Origin of the sequence: Parafannyhessea sp. (assembly GCF_051876455.1) — a bacterium.
GTDB lineage: Bacteria > Actinomycetota > Coriobacteriia > Coriobacteriales > Atopobiaceae > Parafannyhessea.
In genome coordinates this window covers 1-5,044 of record NZ_JBJEHW010000211.1, presented here as the reverse complement: position 1 = coordinate 5,044, position 5,044 = coordinate 1, and the positions used below count along the sequence as shown (strand labels likewise).

5 protein-coding genes are annotated in these 5,044 nt (G+C 69.1%); 3 read left to right on the top strand and 2 right to left on the bottom strand.

What is annotated here, in order from left to right; translation table 11 throughout:
• A partial coding sequence (locus ACI38Z_RS08970; RefSeq protein ID WP_439789857.1) for an NADase-type glycan-binding domain-containing protein occupies positions 1-597 on the top strand: 597 nt, incomplete at its 5' end.
• A 42-nt stretch (positions 598-639) separates the two neighbouring features.
• Positions 640-1,305 (top strand): nitroreductase family protein, encoded by a 666-nt coding sequence (locus ACI38Z_RS08965; protein ID WP_439789862.1) that lies wholly within the window; start codon positions 640-642, stop codon positions 1,303-1,305.
• Here the strand turns inward: ACI38Z_RS08965 and ACI38Z_RS08960 are convergent.
• Complete coding sequence (locus tag ACI38Z_RS08960) at positions 1,292-2,089, bottom strand: Cof-type HAD-IIB family hydrolase (protein ID WP_439789856.1); 798 nt, start codon at positions 2,087-2,089, stop codon at positions 1,292-1,294. The two genes, ACI38Z_RS08965 and ACI38Z_RS08960, sit on opposite strands and share 14 nt — an antisense overlap.
• 48 nt (positions 2,090-2,137) lie before the next feature.
• The gene (locus ACI38Z_RS08955; protein ID WP_439789861.1) at positions 2,138-3,058 is read right to left on the bottom strand and encodes a type III pantothenate kinase; all 921 of its coding nucleotides are present in this window, start codon (positions 3,056-3,058) and stop codon (positions 2,138-2,140) included.
• Positions 3,059-3,200: 142 nt separating this feature from the next.
• Here ACI38Z_RS08955 and ACI38Z_RS08950 point away from each other — a divergent pair, with 142 nt between their 5' ends.
• Positions 3,201-4,898: an OPT/YSL family transporter gene (locus ACI38Z_RS08950; protein ID WP_439789855.1), complete on the top strand. Its 1,698-nt coding sequence runs from the start codon at positions 3,201-3,203 to the stop codon at positions 4,896-4,898.
• The last annotated feature ends 146 nt before the right edge of the window (positions 4,899-5,044 follow it).

The following is a 5,044-nucleotide window of genomic DNA, read 5'->3' as shown; positions in this document are numbered from 1 at the left end:
GCGGCGGCAGCGCTCGTGGTGTTCTACGTGCTGCCCAGCTTTGGCCAGGGCGGGGACGCCACCATCGCCAAGTCGGACGACTCCGGCTCGTCAGACAGCAGCAAGACGATCACTCTGGGGCAGTCGTCCGACGACGACTCCAGCTCCTCGAGCTCCAGCCACGTGGGCTTCAAGGGCATCACCAAGGCCGAGGCCACCTCGACCCTCCCCACGGACCAGTACGACAGCTACGGCGTGGAGCACCTGATCGACGGCGACACCACCACATGCTGGTCCGAGGGCGTGAGCGGCCTGGGCGTGGGCGAGTCCGTGACGCTTTCCGGCGACGGCACGCAGACCTTCTCGTCCTTCACCATCGCCAACGGCTTCCAGAAGAGCGAGAGCATCTACTACAAGAACCCGCGCCCGACCAAGCTGGGCGTCTTCGTGGACGGCAAGAAGGTCATGGACGTGGACCTTGCGGACAGCTTTGGCTCCACGCAGAGCTTCACGCTGCCCAAGCCCGTGGACGGCACCAACATCACGTTCCAGATCGAGGCGGCGACGCCGGGCAGCAAGTACGAGGACACGAGCATCTCCGAGATCACGGTCTCGTAGGGGGCGGTCACCACGGCAGCGGAGAAGGACGACGTCTGGGCCATCGAGCACCGCCACTCCGTGCGGCGCTACACCGAGGAGCCGCTCTCGGCCGCGGAGGCCGGGGCGCTCGAGCAGGCCATCGCGCGGGCCAACGAGGCCTCCGGGCTCGCGATGCGCCTGGTGACGGACGAGCCCACGGCCTTTGACTCGCTGCTCGCGCACTACGGAAGGTTCCAGAACGTGAGCGACTACGTGGTGGTGGCCGGTCCCAAGGGCCGCGACCTACAGGAGCTTGCGGGTTACTTTGGCGAGAAGATCGTGCTCCTGGCCACGAGGCTGGGCCTTGACAGCTGCTGGGCGGGCGGGACGTTCCGCCGCAGGTCCGTGGCGGGCCAGGTGACGCCTGGCCACAAGCTGGCGTGCGTGATCGCGCTGGGGCACGGCGCGGAGCCGGGGCGGCCGCACCGCTCCAAGTCGATCGAGGAGCTGAGCAACACGCACGGCCTGGTGATGCCGGACTGGTTCCAGCACGGCATGCAGGCCGCGGCCCTGGCGCCCACGGCCCTCAACCAGCAGCACTTCATCTTCACGCTCGGGCGCGACCGGCAGACCGTCACGGCGCAGTCCTCCGGCGGCCCCATGAGCATGGTCGACCTGGGCATCGCGGAGCTGCACTTCGAGCTCGCGAGCGGGCACGCCGTGAGCGGGTCCGCTATCCCTCGATAAGCCCCAGCCTCACGCACGCGTTGAGGATGCCGTCCTCGTCCACGTCGTCCGTCACGAAGTCGGCCTGCTCCTTTACCTCGGGGTTGGCGTTGCCCATGGCCACGGACGTGCCACACACGCCAAACATGCCCAGGTCGTTGCCGCCGTCGCCAAAGGCCACGGCCTCCTCGGGCGCGATGCCGTACATGTCGAGCACCTTGCGGACGGCGCGGTCCTTGCCGCCGCCGAGCGGGAACACATCCACGAACTCGCTGGTCCAGCGCGTCATCTTGATGTGGCTGCACGCGTTCTTGACCACGTCCGTCTTGCCGGGCTCCAGGAAGATGTTGAGCTGGTAGATGTCCTCCTGCAGCGCCTCGTGGATGTCGTCCTCGGGGTAGTAGAGGCCCACCTTGTGCTCAATCGCCTTGACCAGACGGTCGTGCCCGCTCACGAACATGCGCGTGCCGGACATGAACATGCAGTTGTAGAGGCCGTCCTCCACCTGCCCCACGATGGTCGCGAGGTCGTCCCTGTCGAGCGTCTCCTGGTAGAGGATCCTATCGCGGTTGAGGATGAACTGCCCGTTGAACAGGATGAACGCCTCCATGCTGTCCACCGGGATCTCCTCCACGGTGTAGGGCGCGCGGCCCGTCGCGAGGAAGCACTTGACGCCGGCGCGCCTGAGCTCCGTCAGCGCGAGCATGGCGGACTCGGGCACCTTGTGCGTCGAGAAGGACAGGAGGGTCCCGTCCGCGTCGAAGAACGCCGCCTTGATCTTGTGGTCGACGGTCCATTGTGGCATGGTTGCTCTTCTCCCCTGGTCGTGGGTTGGTGTGACTGGTTGCGATTGTTATGACTGGCCCTCATGGCCGCCACGCGGCGCGCGGGCCTTGGACTGCCGCGGCGGGCGGGCGTTTGCGAGGTAGAGCAGGTGCAGGCCGCGCAGCGTGAGCGTGGGGTCCACCACGCACTCGTGCGCAAGCAGGTGCGAGAAGGACGCGGCGTCGTCGCCGGTGAGCACCACGGGGGCCGGGGCGCCCAGCTCGCGCTCGATGCGCGCGACGAGCCCGTCCACGCGGATGGCCTCGCCCAGCACCACGCCACTGAGCATCGCCTCGCGCGTGGACTTGCCTATGACGTGCTCCGGCGCGGCCAGCTCGATGCGCGGCAGGCGCGCGGCCGAGGTGGCGAGCGCGCTCGCGCCCAGCGCGAGGCCCGGCGCGATGACGCCGCCGGCAAAGTGGCCGTCCGCGTCTATCACCTCTATGTTGACCGTCGTGCCCATGTCCACGGCGATCGCGGGCGAGCCCAGCAGGGCCCGCGCCGCCACGGCGTCCGCGATGCGGTCCGGCCCCACCTCGGAGGGGTCGTGGTAGTCCATGCGGATGCCCGTCCTGAGGCCCGGCCCCACCACGAGCGCGCGCCGCTCGCACACGGCGTCGAGCGCGCGGCGCCACGGCTCCACAAGTGACGGCACCACGCAGGAAAGGATGCAGACCGCAATCTTGCGGCTGGCTTCCGGCGCGTTGGCCACGGCCGCCGCCACGGGCGCGGGCGAGAAGGACGCGAACTGCGTGACCTGCAGCCGCGCCTCATCCGCGGTCAGGCGCCCCGGCGTCGTGAGCTCGAAGGTGTCCAGCGGCTCGTCCCCCGCCGCGCCGTCCTGCGCAAAGATCCCCAGGCGCGTGGTCGTGTTGCCCACGTCCACGGCAAGCACGCGGCCTGCCGAGGCCGCCGCAGCATCGTGCGCCGCACTTCTCCCCTGGCTCATGGGCACCTGTTTGCTCCCAACGCTCCGTTGCCGACGTTTCACCTGTATACTCTAACCGTTTGCCCGGCTCGTCCGGCTTGGCAAACGGTCCGGTAACCCGACTCCCCACGCGGGGGAGCGGATATACGCAAAGGAGCTACATATGGACAACGGCAAGGCACGCGCCTCATGGCGCGGCCAGCTGACGCTGCGCGGCGCCATCATCGGCACCATCGGCTGCGTCATCATCACGGCATCGTCAGCCTACACGGCGCTCAAGCTCGGGGCACTGCCCTGGCCCATCGTGTTCGCGGCGGTCATCTCGCTCTTCTTCCTGCGGCTGCTCGGGCACACCAGCCTGAACGAGGCCAACGTGACCCACACCATCATGTCCGCGGGCGCCATGGTCGCGGGCGGGCTCGCGTTCACGCTGCCCGGCGCCTGGATGCTGGGCCTCGCGGACCAGTTTGGCTGGGTGCAGATCTTCCTGGTGGCCCTCTGCGGCACCGTGCTCGGCCTCATCTGCACGGCCCTCATACACCACCACTTCATCGTGGACACGGAGCTCGAGTTCCCCACGGGCACCGCGGCGGCCGAGACGCTCCTGGCAACGGAGGCGGGCGGCAAGACGGGACTCAGGCTCTTCTCGTCCATGGGCATCGCCGGCCTGTACAGCGTCCTGCGTGACGCCCTGGGCATCCTGCCCACGCTCCTGCTGCAGCTTCCCATTCCCGGCGTGAGCTTTGGCATCTACAACTCGCCCATGATGCTCTCCGTCGGCTTCCTTGTGGGCCTGGTGCCGCTCGCGTTCTGGTTTGGCGGCGCGCTGTTCGCAAACTTTGGCCTCATCGTGGGCGGAAGCGCGGCCGGCCTCTGGTCCACGGCGACCGCGCAGGGCATCGTGTCCAGCCTGGGTATGGGCCTCATGATGGGCTCCGGCATCGCCACCGTGGTCAAGGACATCCTGCCGCAGGTGGGCGGCTTCCTGCGCGATGCCCGGGGCGAGAAGGACGACGGCCAGGACTCGCGCTCCCTCGTGAGCGGCAGCCTGCGCACGGACGCCGGCATCTTTGGCCTGGGCACCGCCGCCGTGGTCGTGCTCGTCTGCATGGGGCTGGGGCTGAGCCCGCTCGCCTCCGTCGTCGTGGTGGCGCTCACCTTTGTCGCAACGATCATGAGCGCGCAGTCCTGCGGCCAGACCGGCATCGACCCGATGGAGATCTTCGGCCTCATCGTGCTGCTCGCCGTGGCCGCCATGGGCGAGAACGTGCAGGTCAGGCTGTTCTTCGTGGCGGGCGTGGTCGCGGTCGCCTGCGGGCTTGCGGGCGACGTGATGAACGACTTCCGCGCCGGCCACATCCTGGGAACCGACCCGCGCGCGCAGTGGCTGGGCCAGGCGCTGGGCGGCATCGTGGGCGCCGTGGTGGCCGCGGCCGTCATGTGCGCGCTGCTGGCCGCGTACGGCCCGGACGCCTTTGGCCCGGGCAAGACCTTCGTGGCCGCGCAGGCCTCCGTCGTGGCGACCATGGTCTCCGGCATCCCGAGCGTGCCCGCCTTCGTGATCGGACTCGCGGCGGGCATCGCCCTCTACTGGGCAAAGCTTCCCGCCATGATGGTGGGCCTCGGCGTCTACCTGCCGTTCTACATGTCGTTCACGGCGTTTCTGGGCGCCATCGCCAAGGTCGTGTACGACCGCGCCACCGCCGGCAGGCGCGCCGCGCTCCCGCAGGACCAGCAGGCCGAGGCCACGGCCGAGCACGACCGCGCCGGCCTCGTGGTCGCATCCGGCATCCTGGGCGGCGAGTCCATCGTGGGCGTGATCATCGCGTTCGTGTCAGTCTTCGCGAGCCTGGCTGGGTAGCGACCGGGACGCAACCCGCGCGTAGCTTGCAGGAGCGCCGACGGCCCCAACGGGTCGCCGGCGCTCTTCTCATATATATGCGTGCTTTTGGCCGCCGTCTGCGACCGGCGGGAGCCGTCCTTCTCCCCTAGGCCTCCTGCGACGCG